Raw genomic sequence first — 23,969 nt, 5'->3', positions numbered from 1 at the left:
TTTTAGTTGGCTCTCCTGTTTAATTCTTCATTCAATTTTTTAAGATGTGTGTCGATGCTGTCATCGAAAGTCCAGCCGCCTACAGAGGCAACAACGCCCCCAAGAAGTTTGGAATCTTGTTCGTACGTCAGAACGATTTTCTTATTTAAAACTTTGTTAATTTTTTGTTCGATCTCTTTTTGAGCCTCAGCAGTCAATGGCTGAGCAGAACGAACCACACCGCGGGTCACACCCTCTTCAATATCCAGAAGATCGCGGAAGGCGACTGCCATCTGGCTCAGGATGTCCATGCGGTTTTTTTCAGCCAAAAGAACCAGCGTGTTCACCACTTCTTCAGACACACCTTTGCCTGATAAAGCAGCCTTAACAGCGGCAATCTTTTGATCAGAACTGACCATCGGATTTTCGAAATAGTTTTTTACAGAAGCATCCGCCGCGAAAGACTGCACAAGCGTTTGCAACTCTGCAAATACCTGGGAGTGGATGCCTTTTTGTTTTGCTACAGCCAAAAGGGCCTTTGCGTATCTTTTGGAAATCTCGCTGACTCTCATCGGCTTACACTCCAACGTTGTTGATGAAATCTTTTTGCAATTTTTGTTGATCCGCAGAACCCAGATCTTTCGTCAAAACGATACGAGCCGCTTCAACGGAATCCTTAAGAAGCTGAGAACGAAGTTCTTTCTGAGCGCGCTGAACTTCCAGCTTAACAGTCAGTTCAGCATCATTCTGGATGCGCTTGGAAACATCAGCAGCCTCGTCCAGAATCTGTTTTTTCAGATCGTCTGCATGAGTCTGGGCCTTGCGAAGATTTTCTTCACGAGTCTGATCCAGATTTGCCAGCTTGGATTTAATATCCACGAATTCTTTTTCAGCCTGCTCACGCGCAAACGCGGATTTTTGAGCCGCCTCAAGATATGCCGTTTTTCTGCCTGCGAAGAAAGAAACAATACCGTCTTTTGTGAAGTAGATAAGGCCCGCTACAAGGATCACAACGTTGATCGCCTGGTACATAACAGCAGTAGGAATGCCTTCACCATGATGCCCGCCCGCTGCCAAAACAGCCACAGGAGCCAACAATACCATCAGATTCAAGATCAATTTCATAATGTGTCTCTCTTATTTACCAAGAAGCTTGCTAGTGATTGCCATTGCCACAGCATTAGTTTGCGACTTCAAGTCCGCTGCTGCTGTGGAAACTGCTGAAGTGATTTTGGTTCTGTTTGTTTGAACCAAGGATTCAGATTCAGTACGCGCTTTGGAAACCAAAGATTCGTAATCTTTGTTCGCCTGAGTTTTTGCAGCATCAATGATGGATTTCATCTGTGCATTCAGATCACGTACTTTTGCTTCGTATTCTGTCTGCAGTTCGATGGATTTGTTCTGGTATTCCAGGGCAAGGTCTTCCCCACCTTTGGTTCTTCTTTCTCTTTCTTCCAATGCGTGAGCATAAGGAGCGAAAACAACCTTGCTCAAGAAGATCAAGGCGATTGCAAAGAGCACAAACTGAATGACTGCCGTGGTATTGATACCTAGTTGTCCAAAAATGTCCATTTGGTTGAAATCCCTACTGATTTTTTGACCTTCGGGATTAGCATTGGGGTCAGAACAGGTCAAGGCGAATTTCTAATTGATAATATTGGCTGCCTAAGACTTAGGCATGTATGAAGCCCCTTCAAAAACAACCCCTTCATCAATGCGCAGACTTGGAGATGTTACGGTGCCTTTGAATATAGCGGGAGGGTGCATGATAACCCTGCGGCGAGCAAAGAGATTTCCCTCCACCCGGCCGGAAATAACGATGGTATCGGCCTCAATTTGGGCGGTCACAGAAGCCCCCTCATTGATCACGATGGTGTCCTTGGTAAAGATTTCCCCCTTAAAGTCCCCGCCAATTTGTACGGTTCCTTCGAAGCTGAGCTTTCCTTCGAAATGCGTCCCCTGGTCAAGGATCGCTGTCACATGACCAGAAAGAAGATCTTCTTGAAGTGCGGGGGAAAGTCCTACTGCCATCCTTCTTTAAGCCTATCTACCAAATTAGTAAGTTCATCATCGGAATAGAAATGAATACTGATTTTACCCTTTGAGTTGGCATAATCAATATTCACTTTTGTTCCCAGCATTTTCTGAAGCTCTTCGCTCAAACCAGAAATCAAACGCTGAGTTACATTAGAATCAAAACTTGGCGCCTCTTCAACTTCATCGTGACCTTTCACGACCGCCTGCACCATTTTTTCCAGCTTACGAACTGCGATTTTCTCGTTCAAAACTTTTTTCGCAAATTCGATCTGTTTCTTCGGATCTTGCAAAGAAAGAAGAACTTTGGCGTGACCCACAGAAAGTTCATTTCCAGAGATCATCTCCTTCACCTGCTCAGGCAAAGAAAGAAGGCGAACCGCATTGGCTACAGTCGCACGATCACGACCCACTTTTTCAGCCACCTGCTGTTGAGACAATTTGAATTCAGAAATCAGACGGGAATAACCTTCCGCCTCTTCAATCGGATTCAAATCTTCACGCTGGATGTTCTCAACAATCGCAAGTTCCAACGCCTGTTTGTCATCGTAATTCTTCAGGATAACCGGAACTTCATGCAGGCCCGCCAGCTGCGATGCTCTCCAGCGACGCTCACCTGCTACGATTTCCAATTTTCCTGAAGCGGTTCTGCGCGCCACAATCGGCTGCAAAATTCCGTTCTCTTTAATAGACTGAGCCAGCTCTTGCAGCGGTTCTTTATCAAACTGTTTACGAGGCTGATATTGGCCTGGTGACAGTTTATCGATAGCAACCTTCCAGATTTTGCTCTCAGGATCTACGGGAGGGGCAACGGGTGTTGCTACTGCCTGAGGCGCAACTGCTGGTGCAGGAGCTGGCGCGGAGTTAACATTATTAATAGGTGTCGCTGGAGCTTTTGCCGCCGGCGTTTCTGTCGGCGCTGGAGCACCCAGCAATGAACCTAGACCACGGCCTAGGCCCTTTTTCTTATTGTTTGAGGATTCAACAGCAATATCAGACATTTATAATTCCCCTCTTATGCCATCTGTTCTGCGTGTGGAGCTGTTTCTGGCGTTGCTTTCACCTCTGAACGGGCGATCACTTCACGAGCTAGCTCCAGGTATCTGGTTGCGCCGATGGATTTGCTGTCGTATTCGAAGATGGATTGACCATGGCTTGGTGCCTCACTGAGGCGTACATTTCTTGGAATGATGGCGTTGAATACTTTCTCGCCAAAGTGGTTCTTAATCTCGGTCACAACTTGGTGACTCAGATTATTTCGAATATCAAACATCGTCAGAACGATGCCCTCGATATGCAATTGAGGATTCAAATTCTTTTTGATTAGTCCCGCCGTATTCAAAAGCTGACTAAGTCCTTCAAGTGCATAGTACTCACACTGAAGAGGCACAAGGAAACTGTCCGCCGCATTCAGGGAGTTTAAAGTCAAAAGACCCAAAGATGGAGGGCAATCGATGATCACAAAGTCATATTGATCAGCCACGGTGGCAATCGCCTGTTTAAGACGGTATTCACGCTGCGGCATATCAACCAATTCAATCTCTGCGCCCACCAGATCAGGATTAGCCGTGGATACTTGAAGGTTTGGATTGGAAGTTTTTTGAGTAGCCTCTGTTAGCGTTTTCTCACCGATAAGCACATGGTAGCTATTCGCATCCTGGCTTTCGTATCTTTTGATACCCAAACCACTGGAGGCATTCCCTTGAGGATCCATATCGATCAAAAGAACTCTTTTTCCAAGAGAAGCTAGAGCGGAGGAGAGGTTTACAGACGTCGTTGTCTTACCAACACCACCCTTTTGATTAGCTATGCAGATTGTTTTTGCCATTTTTCCTCCTTGAGTAGAAAAAGTCGCTCGAATTGCATGAACATTCAAGAATAAAGACTAGTTTTTCGCGGCACACCTTATGTTTTTGTGTGATTTTTCCGATGTTCCACGTGGAACACGTGTTTTTATGCGAATTATTTGTCTGATCATCCTCAGTTTAAGCCTCGTTGCCTGCAACAAGCCCGATCCCAACCCCGAGTTGAAGGATCCAGTTTACAATGATCTTCACGCCAGCGCCGCCGAAGCAAATCAACTTCTAGAAGCCGAGAGAAAGAACCTGGAAGGCTTTGAAAAGGAATTATCTGACGTTGTTCCTCAGACTGGACAAATAAAGTACGCCCAAAAGCGCGTGCGCGAGTCGAAAGAAAGAATCACTCGCCTGGAGCAAGAAAAGCAGTATCTTGAGCTGAAGATCGAAGCTCGCAAGCGCGAAGCCAAGAAATCCTATTCCAAAGCATTCAAAAAGGGTGAAACTTGGCCCGACCCGCAGGAGTGGGACTCCTATCAGACCGAAAAACGCCTAAGAGGTGCAAAAAGAACCTGGGATGCGAAGGAAAGAATTAAAGAGGCCGGTTTAGGGCAAGAAAAAACCCCCGAACCAGCAGCCGGGGGTCATTAAGGGATGTTCCACGTGGAACATTCACGCGATCTTGTCTGTTTTTACCACAGAGAACTTTACCGCACCCACAGGAAGCTTATATTCCCCCACCAGTGACGGCGCCCAGATGGAACAAAGCTGAGTCGGGATCTCCCCCACCTCAATACCCCATTCCTCGCTCTTCAGATGATAGAACGCCCCGCCCTTGGGAACAACCTTGCGGGCAATTAAAATAGCCTTGGAAATAGTATTAAGCCCGCGAGCCATTACGTAGTGCATGGAATTATCCGGCATAGACTCGATTGTTTTATGCTCGACCGTGCAGTTGGTAACTTTCAACAGAGAAACAATATGCTTTAAGAACTCAACCTTCTTAAGGTCCGAATCTATCAAAACCACCTGAACCTGAGGGAACAACAGCGCAAAGATCAACCCCGGAAAGCCATTTCCACTACCAAGATCGAAGATCTTATCGATCTTAGAATTGGCTTTATAAATGACCTGAGAGGCAAGAATAGAGTCGGCAAAATGAAGAGCATCGGCCACAAAAAGCGTCTTCGGCGAAATTAGGTTCACCGTACGATTAAATTTAATCAGCTCTTCGTGGTAAGTCTTTAGTCTAGCTCGAAGCTCTGGACTTAGATCGGGAAACCATTCATCAATGCGCCAGTGGATTATCGGCGCTTCCTGTTCCTTGTTGTCCTTCAAGATCCAACTCCTTGATCTTTTTATGACCTTTTAGATGGATCATTATAGCCTGAATGGCCGAAGGATTGACACCACTTATCCGCTGAGCTTGACCTAAGGTCCGTGGCTTAACGCGTTGCAGCTTATCCTTCTCTTCATTAGAAAGACCGCGGATTTCACCGTACGCCAAGCCATCTGGAAGAAGCATTTCTTCCATTCTTTTTGACTGAACGATCAGGTCCATCTGTCTTTTTACATAGCCGGAATACTTAACCTCGATTTCGACCGGCTCCACCACATTCGGGTCCGGATCCAGTTCGAAGTTCAGCAGTTCAAGGTGTGAACTCGTAAGTTCGGGACGACGCAGTAACTCCTCGAAAGTCAGAGACTTTGTCATAGCTGGAGTCGGAATTGTTGCAAGAATTTGCTGGATGTCTTTAGTTGGATAAACCACCGTATTGCGAAGACGATCATGCAAAGTCTGACGGCGTTCACGCAAAGTGCTTAAAAGCTCAAAAGATTCGGCAGAGACAAGACCCAGCTTCATCCCGATATCGCTTAACCTGTCGATAGTATTGTCTTCTCGCAAAACCAAACGGTGTTCTGCTCGCGAAGTGAACATACGATAGGGCTCACGTGTTCCCTTCGTCACAAGGTCGTCAATCATCACGCCCATGTAAGCCTGATCACGACCCAGAATGAACTCTTCACGACCCAGAATACTGTGAGCCGCATTGATACCTGCAATCAAACCCTGCGCAGCAGCTTCTTCATAACCGGAAGTTCCGTTGATCTGCCCTGCCAGGAATAACTGACGAATGGTTCTGGTTTCCAGGCGATGCCAAATCTGAGTCGGCTCAATATAGTCGTACTCGACGGCATATCCGTAACGCGCGACTTTGACGTTCTCAAGACCTGGGATTGTTTTTAAAAATTGATCCTGAACTTCTTCGGGAAGACTTGTTGAAATCCCCTGAAGATAAATCAAATCCGTGGAAAGCCCTTCGGGCTCCAGGAATGTCTGGTGGCTGGTTCTTTCAGCAAAGCGAGTGATCTTATCTTCGATGGACGGACAATAACGAGGTCCCACGCCTTCGATAATCCCACAGTACATAGGGGATTTATCCAGGTTGCCGCGGATAATTTCGTGAGTCTTTTCCGTCGTGCGAGTCAGATAACAAAGCACCTGCGGAAGTTTTAATTTATCGGAAGACTTATAACTAAAAGGATAAACCTTTTCATCCCCGCCTTGAGGAGTCGTCTTTGACCAGTCGATGGAATCTTTCAGCAAGCGCGCCGGAGTTCCGGTTTTCAAACGCTTCACCTCAAACCCAAACTGCGCCAACTGATCTGATAAACCGATAGAAGGCTGATCCCCCACACGGCCACCCGCCTCCTGGCGAAGACCGATGTGCATTACACCATTCATAAATGTTCCCGTGGTGATGATCGTGGCTTTAGCGAAAATCTCGGAACCATCTTGAAGAACCACACCCACGCACAGATCTTTTTCAAGAATCAGACGTTTTACTTCCCCTTGCAGAACTTCCAGATTGGGTTGATTGAATAGAGCGTTTTTTTGAAACTCGGAATAAAGATGCTTGTCGTTCTGAACACGGGTGCCGCGAACTGCGGGACCTTTAGAAGCATTTAAGCGTTTGTACTGGATGCAGGTTTCATCAGCTGCAACACCCATCTGTCCGCCGAGCACATCGATCTCACGAACCATATGCCCCTTAGCAAGACCACCAATGGAAGGATTGCAGCTCATATAACCGATGCGATCCGTGTTCGTTGTGACCATCAGGGTGTTTAAACCCAAACGTGCCGACGACAAACAAGCTTCGATACCCGCATGGCCGGCACCGACAACAATCACATCATACTTTTTATTAGCCATATTTATTTCCCGATACAAAACTCTTTAAAGACACGGTCCATGATCTGATCATCAAACCGCTTCCCTAAAGTTTCGTGGATCGCAATGAGAGCTTCTTTAAGCTCAAGAGCCAAAAACTCTGCGCCCATGCCCTGATCCACAACCGATTGTGACCGTTGCGTATTCTCCAAGGCACGATAAAGATTTTCGTAATGACGGGCATTGGAAATCAACACTGTGTTTTCCACCTGCAAGTCGGCGAACTCCTTCACCAGGCTTTGAAGCACTTCGGAACGCACCTTTTTATCAAGAGCGCTGACAAAGAACACCCTTCTTGTGAAGAAAGCCTGAGTGTCGCCAATTTTTTGGAAAAATTTACTGTTTTTAAGAGCTTTTTCGACAGTTTCAAGGGGTTTAGAGCCCCCAATTTTATCGGTTTTATTGGCCAGAATATAAGTTTTTTGGGGCTCCAAGGACTCCAGAATCTGAAGCTCTTCGCCGCCAAGACCCTTTTCGATATCGAAAACAAAGAACACCACATCGGACTCGTTTTGAGCCTCGTAGCTTTTTTGAATACCGATTCGTTCAACCAAATCTGTTGCCTGGTCACGCAGCCCGGCTGTATCCACGAAAGTGAATTTTACGCCCTGGAAGCTTGTATCTCCGTGAATCACGTCACGGGTTGTCCCCGGGATGTCCGTCACGATGGCTCTTTCATCTTCCAAAAACAGGTTTAGCAAGCTGGATTTACCAACATTCGGAAGGCCGGTTAAAACAACACGGAAACCATCCTTTAACAGACGGCCTACTTTAAAGGTCGCAACAAGCTCTTTCAAAACAGCCTCAACCTTGCGTAAGCGCACCTGCACGACGTTGTCTTCAACAACCTCAATGCCTTCCGTGGAAAAATCAATGCTGGCTTCGGCGTGGGCCAAAATCCAGGTCATATCATCTTCCACTTCCTCAAGCTTATGAGACAAAGACCCCTTCAGCTGACGAAGTGCCAATTTTGCAGCCCGCTGACTTTGTGATTCAATTAAAGACAAAACGGATTCCGCCTGAACCAAATCCAGTTTTCCGTTCATAAAAGCTCGGAAAGTGAATTCCCCACGGTCCGCCGGACGAGCCCCTAATTGCACAAGTTGATTCAAGATACTCTGACAAATCAGCGGGCTTCCATGACAGGAAATCTCGATGACTTCCTCTCCGGTGAAAGAACGGCCTTGTTTGAAGTAGGTGGCCAAAACCTCGTCAATCTCATCACCCGTCTGAGTGTTCTTCAGATTACCAAAGTAAACTTTATGAGATTCAGGATGTTCAGGCAAAAAAGTGCAGATCTTGGAAACAATCGAAAGAGTTTGAGGGCCACTGACTCTGATAACAGAGATACCGCCCACCCCGTGAGGAGTGGAGATCGCACAAATTGTATCCTTATCACGATCTCCGCGGATCATAGGCCCCACCCGGGCTCACTAGTCGTGAGCCACTTCCTCAGTACCCGCATTGCCGGCGTTACCGCCTTTTGCAGGATAGATTTTGATTTTTTTATACAGACCATCACCCAAAGAACGGCTTTTTACGCGCGGATCTTTAGCAAGGTATTGGTGAACAACTTTTCTGTCTTTCGGCGGCAAAGCTCTGTAATAAACAGATTTTCCCTGCTCGATGCAGATAGCTTTCAGGTTTTCTGCACGCTCAATCAAAGCATTTGCAGATTCGTCACGGTAACCACCGCAGTCCACTGTGATATTTGTTTTATCTTCAGGGAAATTGTGCTGAATCACACGCTTAAGGAACAATTGGAATGCATCCAACATCTGTCCTTTTTTGTCTTTCAGAATCTCTTCATCAGCTCCAGAAAACTGAATAGCCAATGTCGTGGAACCGTCGTCGTCTTTCTCTGTGGAAACTTCGAAAGAAAGTTCAAACTGAGCCTTCTCGATGATTCCTTCAAGCGTTTTTTCAACGAGTGCTTCTACTTCGCTATTAGCACTTTTGCTTTTCCCCCCGAAAAGCTTACTAAAAAAACCCATTTTGCCTCCTATATATAAATAATAAAAACTAAAATCAAATCCGGCTAATTACGCCTTAGCCACGGCCGCTGTTTTCGGCTCTCTCATAATCAGATACTGCTGGATGATACCGAACAATGTGCTGATCACCATATAAAGAGTCAGACCACTTGGAAGTTGCAACATGAACAAAGAGAACACCACCGGCAGGAACGCCATGATTTTTGCCTGTGTAGGGTCCATCGTGCTTGGGGTCAGTTTTTGCTGAACAAACATAAAGACCGCCATGGAAACCGGTAGCACATAGAATTTGTCGTGAGAGCTCAAATCCGTGATCCAGAAAATAAACGGGGAATTATAAAGCTCAATGGAAGAACCGATCACGCGATACAAAGCGAAGAATACCGGAATCTGCAAAACCATCGGAAGACAACCACCCAAAGGGTTTGCGCCGTTTTGCTTCATAACGGCCATCATTTCCTGGTTCAAACGCATTGGATCTTCTTTGTACTTTTCACGAAGACCCTGAATGATGGGCTGAACTTTCTGCATCGCCTTCATGGACTTGAAGGACATGATATTAAACGGCAACACACACAAACGAACCAGCAAGGTCAAAAGAATGATCGCAAAACCCCAGTTTCCAACCATGCTATGGAACGCTTTCATCACATAAAGAAGAGGACGAGCAATGAAGCCGAAGAAACCAAAATCAATCAGGCTGGCCATTTCTGGATCAACCGCTTTTAACGCGTCGATGGATTTAGGACCCGCATAGAAAATCTCAGAGAAAGTCATTTCAGACTTGATCTGCGCAGGCTTGTAAACCAACTCCGCCAAAGCGGATTTATTATTTATCTGAGCATTCAGCTTAACCTCTGGAATCACGTCAGACTTATCCAGGATAGCAGCCGCAAAATACTGAGAGCTCACAGAAACCATTGAGGTGCCTGTGAAATCCTTGGCCACATTTTCTTTCGCATTACTGAAATTCACAGTTTCATGCTTACCCGCGCTATGAGTAACAAAGAAATCCTGATGCTCATAAGACGGGAATAGGAAGGATGTGGAGGCATGAGTGTGAATCGTCTCTGGAATCAACAAAGAGAAGCCTTTTTTCAGGTCTTCCGTCGCATTGGTCACAGAGATTGTATTTATGAAGGATGAAGTTTCTGTATTGAACTTCATTTCTCTTTTAACAACTGTTTCACCAACCTGAGCTGTTCCAATATAGTGGCCCGGAGCCTGTTCAGTCAGGTCAAAGTGCAGAGGCTTTGTTTCCCCTACCCAACGCATCTCAAACAAACCATCAGCCTGGGAAACACCCAGCTTGATGTTGTTCTTTTCTTTATCCTGATAGTTGTTGATGGTGTAGTTTTTCAAACCCATCCCGAAACTGGTCACAACGAAAGAAACTTTATCATTTTCAAAATGGAATTCTTTAGAGGTGGCTGGAGCGGAAACAATTTCAGATTTTGTATCAACAGTGTTTGCAGAGGCTGCAGCGGATTCAGTGGAAGTTGCAACGGATGTGGCGGCAACAGTTTGTTCGGTTTGAGTTTTGGGTTTGTTATAGTCCGGATATTTTTTAGCCAGATAAGTATTCCAGCCGTAATAAGCAATTGCCACAGCGGCAACAGCAAGAAGGGTTTTCGGATCGAAGAACGATGGATTATTCTTTTGTTGCATGGATTACTCCCTTTGCAGGCGGCACCGGATCGTACCCATAAGGTCCCCCCGGTCGGCACTTGCACACTCTTTTGGTGATTAACCACAGAGCACTGTGTGTATGATGAGTCTTTATTGCTTCAAGGGCATAGGCAGAACAACTGGGCTCGAAACGACATGAACCACCTAAATGAGTGGTCCCCAGAGTTCGGTAAGCTCCAATCAACAACCACAAGATATACTTAGAGGTGTTTTCGTAGAGTTTCCAAACCCCGGTCCAAAGCTTTAACAAATTCCTCATGACTGAGGCCTTTGTAAAAGTTTGCATCCATTGGTTTAAAAATGAGATTGATGTCAGCTTCAAGGGGATGTCCCGCCACAAGGAAGCTTCTGAAATACTCTCTCGTCCAGCGTTTCAACTTATTGCGCACAACTGCCGAGCCGGTTTTGCGACTTGCAGTTACGCCAAAACGCAACTGACCCACTTGGTTCTTCTGATAATTCAGAAGCAACCACTTTGTAGGCCAGTGTCTTTTCCCGTTTTGTTTTAGAGAGAGAAACTCAGAACTTCGTTTAATAACTTGTGGAGAGTTATTTTCCACCAGTAGAAACCGTCAAACGCTTTCTACCTTTAGCGCGACGACGATTAAGAACTTCTTGACCAGATTTAGTAGCCATACGAGCGCGGAAACCGTGTGTGGTTTTACGACGTTTATTGGATGGTTGGTATGTACGTTTCATTACTATCTCCCCAGGGTTTTTTTACGACGCTAACTGACGTCAATGACACCTATATATGTATTCCACAAAGTTGGTTACAACTAGATACGTGGGGCATTAATAAAGCACAATGCGGCAAGAAGGTCAACTGTTGAAAACTTCAGCTCCCCTTGTTAAGAGGACCCGGTACTTGAGGGGAATCACGTGGAATTAAACTCGTCTTTTTGGACACTTATCAAAACCAAGATGAAAAGCAGGAACGACAATAATAAGTTGTTGGATACCTGGCTGGATCCTATTGAGTACGTGAGCACCACGGGCCCTACTGAACGCCCACGTCTGGTCCTAGGAGTGCCTAACGCCCTTCATCAGTACTTCGTGATCGAGAACCTTCAGGATAAAATTTATACAGAGATTTCAGATACTTACGGTAAGCCCTTTGAGGTTGAGTTCAGTATTACGGGGAACAAAATAAATTCTCATATTGAGACGTCCTCCACCCCAGAAGAGCTTTTAAGTGGATCTGAGATCCTCCAGGCTCAACTGGCGCGTGCTCAGAATATCCAGCCTACTCAACAAAGGTCTAGTACGGATAGCCTGAATTCAGATCTCACATTCTCTACCTTCGTCGTGGGGAAAAATTCTGAGTTTGCTCATGCCGCCTGCTTTAATGTGGCAAGGAACCCAGGGGCTGACGATTACAACCCTCTCTATATATATGGACCGGTAGGAATGGGTAAGACCCACTTACTGCATGCTGCTGGAAATCATATTCGCGAGCAATATCAGCAACTTAGGATTACATATATCTCGGCTGAACGCTTTATGAATGAATGTATTTCAGCCATCCGCCGCCATGAGATGGATAAGTTCCGCCAAAAATACCGCGAAAATTCAGACATCCTGCTAGTGGATGACGTGCAGTTTATTGCGCGTGGTGAGGCCGTGCAGGAAGAATTCTTCCACACCGTGAACAGCTTTATCGACAGTCGCAAGCAGGTCATTCTAGCCAGCGACCGTATGCCGAAAGATATCCACGGCCTGGAAGACCGCAGTCGCACCCGTTTGGAACGTGGTTTGATCGCGGACATCACGATGCCAGATCTGGAAACACGTATTGCGATCCTTCGCTACAAGGCTGAAAAGTTCAATGTGCGCCTTCCTGAAGACGTCGTGAACTACATAGCCAGAATATCCAAAAGATCCATCCGTGAGCTGGAAGGCAATCTGAAGAAGGTGAAGATGTTCTCTGAGCTTCAGGGCCTGCCGATTGATTACGAGCTGGTGAAGCGCATTCTTTCACATCACGAAACTCAATCCACGATTTCTGTGGAAGAGATCATGAAGCTGGTCGCTGACCATTTTAAAGTGCGCGTTTTGGATCTAAAATCCTCCACCAGAGCCAAGCCGATTGTCGTTCCACGTCAAATCGCGATGTATCTGATTAAGAAGTTCCTGGATAAATCTTTGGTGGATATCGGTAAGTCATTCGGCGGCAAAGATCACACAACTGTGATGAATGCGCTAGAACGGGTCAAGAATCTACAAGCTGCGGACCAGGATATTGCCAAGGATATCGAAGATTTAGAACAGCGTATCCACAATATCACAGGGGTGTGAATGTGGACTGTGGAAAGAGTTGTGGAAGAGTTTGGGGCTTAAAATGTGGATCTGAGTTACCCCCAAAAAAGACTCAAAAACTGCAAAGTTGTACAGAGTCTTTATCCACAAATGTTTTTTAGTGTTTACATGGACTTAGAGGATTTGTTAGGTTTTCCACGCCCCTACTACTACTACTAGATATTTATATATATAGAATTAGATAATAAGAGGGTCTTTAAAGAGGGTCTTATGAAATTAGAAATTGATAAGAGAGATCTATTAAGCCTTATCGGTAAAACTCAGAACATTGTTGAGAAACGCAACACCATGCCAATCTTGATTAATGTTTTGCTGGAAGCAGACCAAAACACTTTGAAGGTTTTTGCCACAGATTTGGAAGTCAGCCTGACAGATCAAATTAAAGTTCAAGTTTATCAACCAGGTAAAGTGGCTGTCAGTGCGAAAAGTTTATTCGACATTGCCAAAGAACTTTCTGAAGGTCCGATCACTCTGATCAAAAAAGAAAACAACTGGTTGGAAATCAAGCAAGGGAAATACACATCCAAGATTGTGGGTATCTCTGCCGAAGAATATCCGATCTTCCCGACTTACAACTCTCAGGCCTTCATCAAGATTGATGCACAAGTGCTGAAAGAGATGATTGATAAAACAATCTACTCCGTTTCCACTGACGAAACCCGTTATCACCTGAACGGTGTCTTCTTCGAATTGAATCCTCAATCCGGATTTAAGATGGTTGCCACTGACGGTCACCGTATGAGCCTGGTGAATAAACCTTCCTCAGAAATCAAAGTGAATGCGACTCAAGGTGTGATCATTCCACGCAAAGGTCTTCATGAAATTAAGAAAATTCTTGAGAGCATTGAAGGCACTGTGGAAATAGCTGTGGAAGGATCCCAATTCGTATTGAAACATTCATCAACAATTCTGATGATTCGTTTGATCGAAGGAAAGTACCCGAATTATCAACAGTTTATTCCACAGAAGCTTCCGCAAAAAGTGATGATCAACCGCGATGCTTTCCTGACTTCACTAAAGCGCGTGTCTTTGTTGGCGAATCAAAAATCCAAAGCGGTTCTTTTGAATCTTTCCAACGGCCGTATGGAAATTTCCTCCAACAATCCAGAGCTGGGTGATGCGAAAGAGGAAATCGAAGTGGATTACGCAGGCAATGAAATCAAAATCGGTTTCAATGCCAAGTACATCACGGACATCCTGACCAGCATGAACCATGACAAGATTGATTTTGAATTGAACGATCACTTGTCTCCAGGTTTGATGAGACCGCACAACGATCAGACTTACACCTGTGTTGTGATGCCGATGAGAATCTAATGATTTTCGAACGACTGCGTCTGGTTAATTTCCGAAATTATCGGGACGTGGTCTTGTCCTTCTCTCCTCGGGTAAATGTCTTCCTCGGGGAAAATGGACAGGGAAAAACAAATCTCCTTGAAGCGATGTACATGATCTCTCAAGGGGATTCCTTCCGCTACTCTGACAATTCCACTCTGATCAATTCCCAGTACAGCGAATCGGTTATTCAGGCACTGATCAGTCAAAATGATCTTCACTACAAACTCAAGATGGGCCTGTCGAAAAGTCGCAAGGTTCTGACGTTGAATGAAAAGCGCGTGAACTCGGCGGACATTCGCAAAATTTTTGCCAGTGTGGTGTTCAGTCCTGAAAGTCTGGCTTCGATCAAAGAAGGGGCCGATCACCGCCGCGAACTGGTGGATGAGCTGCTGGTCACTTTCGACCGCCGAAATGTGAGTTTGATTGCCGATTACCGAAAAGCACTGAAAACGCGCAACAAGATCCTTAAGAACTTTTTAGAGGGCTTACAGGACCGAACGGTCACCGAAGGCCTTTTGGAGTCCCTGGAGCCCCAATTTGTGCGTTTAGCGACCGATTTGACCCATGCCCGCATCACAGCCCTGGCTGGTCTTTCTAAAGAGTTTAATAATGCCATGCAATACATTTCCGGGAATTCTACTGTGGATATCTCCGTGGAATACCTTGTTTCCGATCAAAACGCCGTGAACTTTTCCCGAGATGAAGTCGAAAATGCACTGATAAAACGTCTTCGTGAACTGCATGATGCGGAGCTCTCTAGTGGAACAAGTTTGGTAGGCCCACATAAGCACGACATTGTGTTCCTATATGGGCAAAAAGACTCACGATTTTTCTGTAGCCAGGGGCAGCAGAGAGCCATCATATTGTCTTTCAAAATGGCCCAAATTGTGTATCATAGGAAGGCTCACGGGACCTATCCTGTGCTGATGTTGGACGACGTACTTTCCGAGCTGGATAAAGCCAAAAGAGATGCACTGATTACGTTCTTACACGAGATCAATACGCAGATTTTTGTAACAACCACGGATTTCACTTTGCCCGATTCTTTCAGCCTCGATCAGCTTTCCGTTGTGCGCATCAAGGATGGCCACATTCTTGAGTAGCTCCTTTCGGTTTCTCAACCGGAAGCGAATGATGAACGCGACACCTTCGAGAGTGAATTTTCACAGAGTCGAGGGGTATGCAAAGCAATGAGGGGTTCCAGTGTCAGTAGAAGAACAAAAATCCTATTCGGCCGATTCAATTCAGGTTCTTGAAGGTCTCGAAGCAGTTCGTAAGCGTCCCGGTATGTATATCGGGGATACCGCTTTCAAAGGTTACCATCACCTTGTGTACGAAATTGTGGATAACTCGGTAGATGAGCACTTGGCTGGTTACTGTAAAAAAATCAGTGTTTCCATCAACGCCGATGAATCCATCACTGTCGAAGATGATGGTCGTGGTATTCCTGTGGCAACTCAGACACAAACTGGTAAATCCGCTCTTGAACTAGTGATGACTGTTCTTCACGCCGGCGGTAAATTCGACGGCGGTGGTTATAAAGTTTCCGGTGGTTTGCACGGGGTTGGTGCCTCTGTTGTGAATGCGCTTTCTGATCGTGTGTCCGTTGAAGTTCAGCGTGACGGTTATTTCTGGAGACAAAACTATGAGCGCGGAAAAATTCTAGCTCCTGTTGCTCAGGGTGAAGCAACAACTAAAACCGGCACGAAAGTGACTTTCAAACCGGATCGCACAATCTTCAAAGATGAAACTTTGATTTATGACTTCACCACTCTTGCCAACCGTTTCCGTGAACTTGCATTCTTGAATGCGGGTCTTCATATTTCTTTGACGGATGAACGTAACGGCAAAAAACAGGACTTCCAGTATTCCGAGGGTGTGGCTGAATTTGTAAAATACATGAATCAGTCCAAAAAATCCCTGCACAACGAAGTGGTTTACTTCAAAGGCGAAAAAGACAACGTCGATGTGGAAATCGCGATGCAGTGGAATGATTCCTATTCTGAATCCATCTTCACTTATTGCAACAACATCAACACACATGAAGGTGGTACTCACCTTGTCGGTTTCCGTGCTGCTTTGACTCGTACGACAAATGCGTATGCGACTGAAAAAAATCTTTTGAAAGATCTAAAAGCCAATCTTGAGGGTGAAGACATTCGTGAGGGTTTGGCGGCGGTTATTTCCGTTAAAGTTCGCGAACCGCAGTTTGAAGGTCAGACAAAAACCAAACTTGGTAATGCCGAAGTAAAAGGTATTGTCGAAACGATGGTGAATGAAAAGCTGGCGGACTGGATGGATAGAAATCCGTCTGTGGCAAAAAATATCATCGGCAAATGTGTGGAGTCCGCCCGCGCCCGCGAGGCTGCCAGAAAAGCCCGCGATCTGACTCGTCGTAAGACAGTTCTGGATGGCGGCTCTCTTCCTGGGAAAATGGCGGACTGTCAGGAACGTGATCCGGCTCTGTGTGAACTGTACCTGGTGGAAGGGGACTCCGCAGGTGGTTCTGCGAAGCAAGGCCGTGATCGTCGCACTCAAGCGATCTTGCCTTTGAAAGGTAAAATCCTGAACGTTGAAAAAGCACGTTTTGATAAAATCATTTCCTCTGAAGAAATCAAAGTCATCATCTCTGCATTGGGAACAGGTATCGGCAAAGATAATGTGAACGTGGATAAAATCCGCTATCACAAAATCATCATCATGACTGATGCCGACGTCGATGGTTCTCATATCATGACTCTTCTTTTGACGTTCTTCTATCGCCAGATGCCATTGGTGCTTGAGCGCGGCTATGTGTATATCGCCCAGCCGCCTTTATATCGTGCGAAAAAAGGCAAGGAAGAAACTTATCTGAAAAATGAAGCGGCTTTGACTGAATACCTTCTAAGTTCGGGCTTGGGTAACTTTAAAATCAAAGGCAAGGAATCCCTGCCGGAAAAAGATCTTCGCCAGTTGATTCTGAATATTCAGCGCTTCAATGATCTTCTGCGTGTTTCGTCCAAGAAATACGACAAGGATGTTTTGTACTTCCTGCTTAGCAAGGTTTCTGACTTTGAAAGCACGTTCAGTGATTCCAAAAAAATGGAACAGGTTCTTGCAGACCTCGGTGTTTGGATTAATTCTGACCAGACGTTGGGTATCACTGAATACAAAGGCGAAGTTAAAACAGAGGCTGAAACTGGCAAAATTTATGCTGACATCTACACTGTTCGTTATGCCGACCGCATGAGTACAAAGTTCAGCACCGACAGCCTGCGCTCTTCTGAAATTATCGAACTAAGAAAAATCTGGGCCGAGATTCAAACCATCAGCCCGCTGCCATTGACCATTCTTGAGGGTGAAGATGAAGTTCAGTTTGAAAGCTACAACGACTTCTATTCTCACGTGATGGAATCAACGAAGAAGGGTATCTACATCCAGCGCTATAAAGGATTGGGAGAGATGAATCCGGAACAGTTGTGGGAAACCACACTGAACAAGGACAACAGAACTCTATTGAAAGTGACCATCGACGACGCTGTTGCCGCAGATGAAACATTCTCAATCTTGATGGGCGAAATGGTGGAGCCTCGTCGTCAGTTTATCCACGACAATGCTCTTCTGGCTCGCAGTTTGGACGTTTAATTTTAGACAGGATTTAATTTTATGGAAAATAATCAACAGGAAAAGGGCGTCACGCTCGTCGATATCAGCAAGGAAATGCGCGGAGCTTACCTTCAGTATTCCATGTCCGTTATCGTGGGTCGTGCTCTTCCCGATGTGCGCGATGGTTTGAAACCGGTTCACCGCCGCGTATTGTTTGCACAAAGTGAAATGAATAACCGCCACAACAGACCTTACCTGAAGTCTGCCCGTGTGGTGGGTGATGTGATCGGTAAATATCACCCGCATGGTGATGCTTCTGTTTACGATACCATGGTTCGTATGGCCCAGGATTTCTCTCTGCGCTACCCGCTTGAAGATGGTCAGGGGAATTTCGGTTCCATCGACGGCGATAGCCCGGCAGCCATGCGTTATACAGAGATCCGTCTGACGGCTTTGGCAGAAGAACTTCTGAACGATCTTGAAAAAGAAACCGTTTCCTATGGTCCAAACTACGACGACTCTTTGTTGATTCCGACAGTTCTTCCATCCAAGTTTCCAAATTTGCTGGTAAATGGTTCAGCGGGTATCGCGGTGGGTATGGCGACGAATATTCCTCCGCATAATCTGGGCGAAGTGATTGACGGATGTATTCATCTTATTGGTCATCCCGACTGTCAGATTGAAGATCTCATGCAACACATCAAAGGGCCGGATTTCCCAACCAGCGGTGTGATCGCAGGCCGTGAAGGCATCTTGCAGGCTTATAAAAAAGGCCGTGGTATCGTGACCATCAAGGCTGTGGCTGAAATCGTTCAAGTGAAAGACCGTGAAGAGATCATCATCACTGAAATTCCTTATCAAGTGAATAAAGCCAAGCTGATTGAAAGCATGGCGGATTTGGTCCGTGATAAACAGATCGAAGGCATCTCTGACATCCGTGACGAATCTTCCAGAGAAGGTATGCGTATCGTGGTTGTTTTGAAACGCGGTGAAAACGCCAGCGTGATTCTGAACAGACTTTACAAATACACTCAGATGCAGACGAGCTTCGGTATCATCATGCTGGCTCTGGATGCGAAAAACCAGCCGGTGACTTTCGATTTGAAAGGCATGCTGGAAGCGTTTGTGGATCATCGTCGTGACGTCGTTACGAAACGCTGTATCTTTGAACTTAAAAAAGCGCAGGAACGTGCCCATATTCTGGAAGGTTTGAAAAAAGCTCTGGATCACATTGAAGAGGTGATCAAAACCATCCGTGCCTCCAAAGAGGCCAACACGGCTCGTGAAGCCCTGATGGAAAAATTCGATTTCTCTGAACGACAGGCTGTTGCGATTCTGGAAATGCGCTTGCAACGTCTGACAGGTTTGGAACGCGATAAAATTATTGCGGAACTGGCTGAGTTGATGAAACAAATCGACTGGTTGAAGTTCGTTCTTGCTGACGTTCGCGAGATTTACAAAATCATCGTGGGCGAATTGGAAGACCTGAAAAAACGTTATGCCGATCCTCGCCGCACTCAAATTACCGGTGACCTGAGTGATCTGGAAGATGAAGACCTGATTGCCGATGAACAAATGGTTGTGACTGTGACCAACACAGGCCTGATCAAGCGTATCCCGGTCGAAGAATACCGCGTGCAAAAACGTGGCGGTAAAGGCCTGAAAGGCATGGAGACCAAGGAAGAGGACTACGTTACGGACATCTTCTCTGCCAGCACGAAAACCATGCTTCTGGTCTTCACTGACAAAGGTAAGGTTTACTGGTGCAAGGTTCACCGTCTGCCATTAGGCACAAGAACATCCAAAGGGAAATCTTTGGCTAACGTGGTTCAGCTTTCCAATGGTGAAAGTGTTCGCGCGATCCTGCCGGTGAATGAATTCAGCGAAAGCAAATATGTTGTGATGTTGACTGAAAAAGGTGTGATTAAGAAAACATCTTTGGATGCGTTCTCCAACCCAAGAACAGCCGGTGTGATTGCACTGACGACAGACTTGGATGACACCATTATCGACGTGAAAATTTCTGACGGCCAAAGCGATATTTTCATCGCTACCAAAGAGGGCATGTCCATCCGCTTCAATGAAGCAGATGTGCGTGGTATGGGTCGTACGGCTCGCGGTGTGAAAGCAATCACACTGGCAAAAGATGACGTGGTTGTGGCAATGGAGGTTCTAGAAAAGAACACCAAAGACACTATCCTGATGGTGACTTCCAAAGGTTACGGTAAGCGCTCTGAAGTGGCGGAATACCGCATCCAGTCCAGAGGTGGTGTGGGCATTATCACTCAGAAAACCACAGACAAAGTCGGTGTTGTTATCGGTACGAAGAAAGTGGCCGACAACATGGAGCTTATTCTTTCCACAGACAAAGGACAGGTTATCCGTATGAAAGTGACGGACATCTCTGTTCTGGGTCGTAACACTCAAGGTGTCCGCCTGATCAATATTGATGAGAAGGAAGAGACCGTGACTGGTGTGGCTGTTGTGGCAGAGGACGATTCTGCGGCTGAAGAAACAGCTCCAGAGGGAGTCACTCACTAAAATGATCAGAGCCTTGCTGGTTGCCCTAGTTTTGGCTCTGTCAGCCTGCTCTTCTCAGGAAGAGGCGGACTTTAAACAAGCACAAAAATCCATATCCCAGGGTCATTTCAGAATTGCCCTGGGATATTTGGATCAAGTCATCAAAAGAAACGCTTCCAGCAAATATCCGTTGGAAGCCGCGCGCGAAGCGGCCCGACTTTCTTTTTTTGAAATCAAAGACTTTAAAAAAGCCATCGCCTACCATCACTACATTGTTCTGAATTCGACGGACGAAAAAGAGCGACTGGAATCCCAGCGGCAAATTGCCTCGATTTATTTCAACAATCTTCAGGATTATCAGGCTTCGATCATTGAATTCAGCAAGCTGCAACAGATGCCCCATACGGATCTGGAGGCGGCCCAGTATAAAATGAACATTGCCCGTGCTCAGTATTATCTGAACAACTTCTTTCAGGCAGAATCGGAAATTGATTCTCTGTTAAAATTAAAAAGTGACGATAATATCCGTTTCAGCGCGATGATGCTGAAAGGGAATATTCTGGTTGCGAAAAAGGACTTTAAAAACGCGGCCGTGATTTTTAAGGATCTGATTGATCATTATCCGGATAAGGCCGTGCAGGAAAACGTCGCCCTGACGCTGGCGGTTTGCTACGAGGAAAATTTTGATTTTAAAAGTGCCATTGCAGTTTTGGAAGAACACCGTGGGAAGTACAATCCTCCGGAATACATTGAACTGCGGATCAAACGTCTTCAGGAACGCATGCGTAATGCGCCCGGCGCGAAAGGCTTTAGGAAGTAATGAAAAAGTATATAATCTTTGCATCCATTGGCTTTGAGCTTGTCGGTTTGATTCTGGGATGTTTTTACCTTGGCCAGTATCTTGATCAGAAATATCAAACCAAGGGTCTTATCTTTGCCGGATTAAGCCTGGCCTGTTTGGTGGGCTGGTTATGGAGAGTTGTCTGGTTGCTGCAAAGAATGCAGAAACAAGATGAGAAAGAATCAGAATCCAAGAAACCACCCGGAACGCCATGAAATTTGTACTCACCATTCAAGCCCTAGTAGTCCTTCTTGGAGGCATCCTTTTAGGGCTTTTTGCTGCGCCACAACACAGCTATTCCTTCATTTCCGGCAGCTTGGTCATTTTCCTAAGCTTCTTTCTGGCGGGAATTGCATGGGTATTGATCTTCAGTAAGAAATTGGTTGCCCTAGCTATCGGGATCATTGTATTTAAGTACGCGATTTTAGGGATTATTATCTTTAAGCTTGTGAAGCTACCGTGGTTTGACACCCTTTGGTTCGCCTTCGGTGTAGCAAGTTTTATTCTTTCAGCACTCGCATACGCGATGAAAGAAGCCTTAAGAGAAGGAAAAGAAGAAAATGTCATTTAACTGGACACAACTAGCTCCTGGAGTAGGTCACGAGTACGCACACGTTGCGACTCTAGGTATTGCCACTGTTGCTGCATTTGGAATTGGTTTGATGGCGAGAGCTTCACTGGGTAAAGGTGAAACAGCTGTTATGCCTGCAAGCAAGTTCTCTCTTCGCGGGATCTTTGAACTTCTGACAGAGATGACCTCCGGCCTGGCTGAGATGGTTATCGGTGAACACGGCAAGCACTACATTCCGTTCTTTGCTTCAGTTTTCTTCTTCATCCTGTTCAATAACTTGATCGGTATGATTCCAGGTATGACTCCTGCGACAGAAAACATGAACACCACTTTCGGTTTTGGTGTGTTGATGTTCTTGTTCTATAACTTCCAAGGTGTGAAAGAAAACGGCCCGGTGGCTTATCTTAAACACTTCATGGGTCCGGTTATTTTCCTGGCGCCATTGATGTTCGTGATCGAAATCGTGTCTCACGTTGTTCGTCCGTTCTCTTTGGGTCTTCGTCTTGCGAACGTTATGATGGGTGACCACACGGTTCTTTCCGTGTTCCTGGATTTGGTACCAATCGGTGTGCCAATTCCATTCTACATCATGGGATTGTTCGTTTGTTTTGTTCAGGCTTTTGTATTTACTTTGCTTTCAATGGTCTATGTGGCATTCGCGATTGCACACGATCACTAAAAGGCAAAATTTTAAACCATAAGGAGTTCACATGAAAAAAATGATCATCGCAGCTATCACTTTGCTTGCTTCTTCTGCTTTCGCTCAAGAAACTGCAGTAGTAACTGAAACTGTTGTTGCTAACGCTGACCGCGGTCTTGTAGCTATCGCAGCAGCTATCGCTATCTCTTTGTCTGTTTTCGCGGGCGCTATGGCTCAAGGTAAAACAGCTTCCACAGCTTTGGAAGGTATCGCTCGTAACCCAGCGGCTTCTGGTAAGCTTTTGATCCCAATGATCTTGGGTCTAGCTCTTATCGAATCCCTAGTTATCTACGCATTGATCATCGCTTTGGGCTTGAAATAATTCAGGCTTGATCATCTGATCAAAAAGGCTGGTTAAACAGCTTTTAGAAACCCACAACTCTCATCGGTTGTGGGTTTTTTACTTTCTGAACGTGAATCAATCTAGTTCGATTCTTCCAGTGGCTTCTTAAGGCCTGTGCTTTCGTAAACCCTTACGGCATCCTTCTTTAATAGGTCTGCTTGGCTGCACACGACAGAAAGCTCTTTCAGCAGATCCTTATCCTGAGCATTTAGAGTCTTTGCCAGATCCACACAGTCTTCTAAAATAAGGCGCAAGGATTCTTGTGCTTTCTGGGAAGTGCTAAAGACGTATCTATCGCTTCTTTCAATATCTTTGTGACCAAATCCATGTGGCTTGTGAGTGACATGATATTTACGCAGAAGCTTTTCGATCGTGGTTTCCTCCAAACTGGCTGAGCGTTCAAAGAACAACTGCATCTTTGCATACAACACAAAACTTTGAATGGTTCTACGTTTGTGGTCGTCGTCACGATACTGACCCCAGTTGCGATAGATCTCTTTGGCCTCAAAGAAATCCTCCTGGGCGTCCTCGGTGTGCATCAGGTGCAGGGATTCCCGGGTGTTGTCGGTCATCATGCGAGCCCGGTCAAAAAGATAGTGGGCATATTCATGGATCACGGTCCAGTCGTCCGTGCTTTCAATTAAAAGAATGGTGGGATTCTTAACCCCATAGGCATAGTTGGACTCGGTCATATAAAGACCGATGGCGCCTTCAGAAAATACTTTCAGGAATTTTTTAGGAATTATATCTTCTGTGGCGTACGGCAGGTACGGAACTGTCACTGGCAGCTTTTCTGTATCTTCTACACGAAAGACGTCAATTCCCTGCGATTGAAGATAGGTGATCTTTTGTTGCAGATTCATGTTCAGCATTGGTGTGAGCAGGTGCAGTTGGATCTGCTTGTCGAAATCCACAGTGGTGCAGTCAAGACAGTCCGCCAAGGTCACGGAAGCAGTGAACAGCAAAGAAAGAACAGCAGCGCCCAGTCGGATCAATTTCATAGTCGCACCTCTGGGGGAAAAGAA

26 protein-coding genes are annotated in these 23,969 nt (G+C 45.7%); 11 read left to right on the top strand and 15 right to left on the bottom strand.

The window, feature by feature from the left end; translation table 11 throughout:
• Positions 1-2: 2 nt before the first annotated feature.
• The 6 genes from atpH to EZJ49_RS05735 all read right to left on the bottom strand — a co-directional run bounded on the left by atpH (position 3) and on the right by EZJ49_RS05735 (position 3,841).
• Positions 3-551, bottom strand: a complete 549-nt coding sequence (atpH, locus tag EZJ49_RS05760; protein ID WP_262555154.1) for an ATP synthase F1 subunit delta — start codon at positions 549-551, stop codon at positions 3-5.
• Positions 552-555: 4 nt separating this feature from the next.
• Positions 556-1,104, bottom strand: coding sequence for an ATP synthase F0 subunit B (locus tag EZJ49_RS05755; protein WP_262555152.1), 549 nt, complete (start codon positions 1,102-1,104; stop codon positions 556-558).
• Between the two features lie 12 nt (positions 1,105-1,116).
• Positions 1,117-1,551: an ATP synthase F0 subunit B gene (locus EZJ49_RS05750; protein WP_262555151.1), complete on the bottom strand. Its 435-nt coding sequence runs from the start codon at positions 1,549-1,551 to the stop codon at positions 1,117-1,119.
• A 93-nt stretch (positions 1,552-1,644) separates the two neighbouring features.
• A complete protein-coding gene (locus EZJ49_RS05745; protein ID WP_262555149.1) occupies positions 1,645-2,010 on the bottom strand; it encodes a polymer-forming cytoskeletal protein in 366 nt (121 codons plus the stop codon).
• Complete coding sequence (locus tag EZJ49_RS05740; RefSeq protein WP_262555148.1) at positions 2,001-3,014, bottom strand: ParB/RepB/Spo0J family partition protein; 1,014 nt, start codon at positions 3,012-3,014, stop codon at positions 2,001-2,003. Before EZJ49_RS05740 ends, EZJ49_RS05745 begins: the two co-directional genes overlap by 10 nt.
• Before the next feature lie 14 nt (positions 3,015-3,028).
• A complete protein-coding gene (locus EZJ49_RS05735; protein ID WP_262555146.1) occupies positions 3,029-3,841 on the bottom strand; it encodes a ParA family protein in 813 nt (270 codons plus the stop codon).
• A gap of 127 nt (positions 3,842-3,968) precedes the next feature.
• On the opposite strand from EZJ49_RS05735, the gene EZJ49_RS05730 reads away from it, so the two are divergent.
• Positions 3,969-4,460: a hypothetical protein gene (locus EZJ49_RS05730; RefSeq protein ID WP_262555144.1), complete on the top strand. Its 492-nt coding sequence runs from the start codon at positions 3,969-3,971 to the stop codon at positions 4,458-4,460.
• A 21-nt stretch (positions 4,461-4,481) separates the two neighbouring features.
• Here EZJ49_RS05730 and rsmG read toward each other — a convergent pair whose 3' ends face one another.
• The 8 genes from rsmG to rpmH are packed head-to-tail and all read right to left on the bottom strand — an operon-like array spanning position 4,482 to position 11,426.
• A complete protein-coding gene (gene rsmG, locus EZJ49_RS05725) occupies positions 4,482-5,147 on the bottom strand; it encodes a 16S rRNA (guanine(527)-N(7))-methyltransferase RsmG (protein WP_262555141.1) in 666 nt (221 codons plus the stop codon).
• Positions 5,098-7,026 carry a tRNA uridine-5-carboxymethylaminomethyl(34) synthesis enzyme MnmG gene (gene mnmG / locus EZJ49_RS05720; protein WP_262555140.1) on the bottom strand — a complete coding sequence of 643 codons (1,929 nt, stop codon included), beginning with the start codon at positions 7,024-7,026 and terminating at the stop codon, positions 5,098-5,100. Before mnmG ends, rsmG begins: the two co-directional genes overlap by 50 nt.
• A gap of 2 nt (positions 7,027-7,028) precedes the next feature.
• Entirely contained in the window at positions 7,029-8,459 is a 1,431-nt protein-coding gene (gene mnmE, locus EZJ49_RS05715; protein ID WP_262555138.1) for a tRNA uridine-5-carboxymethylaminomethyl(34) synthesis GTPase MnmE, read from the bottom strand.
• Positions 8,460-8,477: 18 nt separating this feature from the next.
• Positions 8,478-9,038, bottom strand: a complete 561-nt coding sequence (locus EZJ49_RS05710; protein ID WP_262555137.1) for a protein jag — start codon at positions 9,036-9,038, stop codon at positions 8,478-8,480.
• Positions 9,039-9,086: 48 nt separating this feature from the next.
• The gene (gene yidC, locus EZJ49_RS05705; protein WP_262555136.1) at positions 9,087-10,706 is read right to left on the bottom strand and encodes a membrane protein insertase YidC; all 1,620 of its coding nucleotides are present in this window, start codon (positions 10,704-10,706) and stop codon (positions 9,087-9,089) included.
• Positions 10,690-10,986, bottom strand: a complete 297-nt coding sequence (yidD, locus tag EZJ49_RS16425; protein ID WP_262555135.1) for a membrane protein insertion efficiency factor YidD — start codon at positions 10,984-10,986, stop codon at positions 10,690-10,692. The genes yidC and yidD overlap by 17 nt, the downstream gene beginning before the upstream one ends.
• On the bottom strand, positions 10,928-11,287 hold the full coding sequence (rnpA, locus tag EZJ49_RS05695; RefSeq protein WP_262555134.1) for a ribonuclease P protein component: 360 nt from the start codon (positions 11,285-11,287) through the stop codon (positions 10,928-10,930). Before rnpA ends, yidD begins: the two co-directional genes overlap by 59 nt.
• Positions 11,277-11,426 carry a 50S ribosomal protein L34 gene (gene rpmH, locus EZJ49_RS05690; protein WP_262555132.1) on the bottom strand — a complete coding sequence of 50 codons (150 nt, stop codon included), beginning with the start codon at positions 11,424-11,426 and terminating at the stop codon, positions 11,277-11,279. Before rpmH ends, rnpA begins: the two co-directional genes overlap by 11 nt.
• A gap of 183 nt (positions 11,427-11,609) precedes the next feature.
• On the opposite strand from rpmH, the gene dnaA reads away from it, so the two are divergent.
• From dnaA to EZJ49_RS05640, 10 genes are all read left to right on the top strand, one after another.
• Positions 11,610-13,025 (top strand): chromosomal replication initiator protein DnaA, encoded by a 1,416-nt coding sequence (dnaA, locus tag EZJ49_RS05685; RefSeq protein ID WP_262555130.1) that lies wholly within the window; start codon positions 11,610-11,612, stop codon positions 13,023-13,025.
• A 231-nt stretch (positions 13,026-13,256) separates the two neighbouring features.
• Positions 13,257-14,363: a DNA polymerase III subunit beta gene (dnaN, locus tag EZJ49_RS05680; protein ID WP_262555128.1), complete on the top strand. Its 1,107-nt coding sequence runs from the start codon at positions 13,257-13,259 to the stop codon at positions 14,361-14,363.
• Positions 14,363-15,487 carry a DNA replication/repair protein RecF gene (gene recF / locus EZJ49_RS05675; protein ID WP_262555126.1) on the top strand — a complete coding sequence of 375 codons (1,125 nt, stop codon included), beginning with the start codon at positions 14,363-14,365 and terminating at the stop codon, positions 15,485-15,487. The genes dnaN and recF overlap by 1 nt, the downstream gene beginning before the upstream one ends.
• Positions 15,488-15,587: 100 nt before the next feature.
• A complete protein-coding gene (gyrB, locus tag EZJ49_RS05670) occupies positions 15,588-18,008 on the top strand; it encodes a DNA topoisomerase (ATP-hydrolyzing) subunit B (RefSeq protein ID WP_262555124.1) in 2,421 nt (806 codons plus the stop codon).
• 21 nt (positions 18,009-18,029) lie between these two features.
• Positions 18,030-20,510 (top strand): DNA gyrase subunit A, encoded by a 2,481-nt coding sequence (gene gyrA / locus EZJ49_RS05665; protein ID WP_262555123.1) that lies wholly within the window; start codon positions 18,030-18,032, stop codon positions 20,508-20,510.
• Position 20,511: 1 nt separating this feature from the next.
• Positions 20,512-21,309: a tetratricopeptide repeat protein gene (locus EZJ49_RS05660; protein WP_262555121.1), complete on the top strand. Its 798-nt coding sequence runs from the start codon at positions 20,512-20,514 to the stop codon at positions 21,307-21,309.
• A complete protein-coding gene (locus tag EZJ49_RS05655; RefSeq protein ID WP_262555119.1) occupies positions 21,309-21,545 on the top strand; it encodes an AtpZ/AtpI family protein in 237 nt (78 codons plus the stop codon). The genes EZJ49_RS05660 and EZJ49_RS05655 overlap by 1 nt, the downstream gene beginning before the upstream one ends.
• Positions 21,542-21,901: a hypothetical protein gene (locus tag EZJ49_RS05650; RefSeq protein WP_262555117.1), complete on the top strand. Its 360-nt coding sequence runs from the start codon at positions 21,542-21,544 to the stop codon at positions 21,899-21,901. The genes EZJ49_RS05655 and EZJ49_RS05650 overlap by 4 nt, the downstream gene beginning before the upstream one ends.
• Positions 21,891-22,580: a F0F1 ATP synthase subunit A gene (atpB, locus tag EZJ49_RS05645; protein WP_262555115.1), complete on the top strand. Its 690-nt coding sequence runs from the start codon at positions 21,891-21,893 to the stop codon at positions 22,578-22,580. Before EZJ49_RS05650 ends, atpB begins: the two co-directional genes overlap by 11 nt.
• 31 nt (positions 22,581-22,611) lie before the next feature.
• On the top strand, positions 22,612-22,923 hold the full coding sequence (locus EZJ49_RS05640) for an ATP synthase F0 subunit C (RefSeq protein ID WP_262555113.1): 312 nt from the start codon (positions 22,612-22,614) through the stop codon (positions 22,921-22,923).
• A 101-nt stretch (positions 22,924-23,024) separates the two neighbouring features.
• On the opposite strand, the gene EZJ49_RS05635 is transcribed toward EZJ49_RS05640, so the two are convergent.
• Positions 23,025-23,945: a hypothetical protein gene (locus tag EZJ49_RS05635; RefSeq protein ID WP_262555111.1), complete on the bottom strand. Its 921-nt coding sequence runs from the start codon at positions 23,943-23,945 to the stop codon at positions 23,025-23,027.
• Between the last annotated feature and the right edge of the window lie 24 nt (positions 23,946-23,969).

This window comes from Bdellovibrio bacteriovorus (assembly GCF_025558485.1).
Classification (GTDB): Bacteria; Bdellovibrionota; Bdellovibrionia; order Bdellovibrionales; family Bdellovibrionaceae; genus Bdellovibrio; species Bdellovibrio bacteriovorus_G.
The sequence above is the reverse complement of the archived record's forward strand: the minus strand, read 5'-3'. Positions and strand labels throughout refer to the sequence as shown.